We start from the raw sequence: 408 nt of genomic DNA, 5'->3' as shown, positions 1-408 counted from the left end.
ACGACCGGGCCGAATCCGCCCGCGGCGATCCCCATCACACGGTCGCCCACGGCCAGCCCGGACACCGCAGGACCGGTCTCGATGACCGTTCCGGCGACCTCGCTGCCCATCAGACCGCCACCCGGATACATGTCCAGACCGATCAGCACATCCCGGAAGTTCAACCCGCCCGCGCGAACCGCCACCCGAACCTGCCCGGCCTCCAGAGAAGCACCGGCCTGCGGCACCGCCGCCAGCACCAGGCCCTCCAACGACCCACCCGCATCCGGCTCCAGCCGCCACAACCCCTCAGGCGCCACCAACTCACCCGACGGACGCGACAGCCGCCGCCCCAACGCCACCCTGCCCCGCACCGCCAACTCCGGCTCACCACCACCCACCACAGACGGCAGCACCGAGACGGCCTGG

Annotated in this window: 1 protein-coding gene; it reads right to left on the bottom strand. The window is 72.1% G+C overall.

What is annotated here, in order from left to right; genetic code table 11:
• The coding region (locus tag AC4IJH_RS43750) for an alcohol dehydrogenase catalytic domain-containing protein (protein ID WP_490857605.1) at window positions 1-408 on the bottom strand (408 nt) is incomplete at both ends.

Source organism: Streptomyces sp. UF-297, from assembly GCF_058245575.1.
The sequence above is the reverse complement of the archived record's forward strand: the minus strand, read 5'-3'. Positions and strand labels throughout refer to the sequence as shown.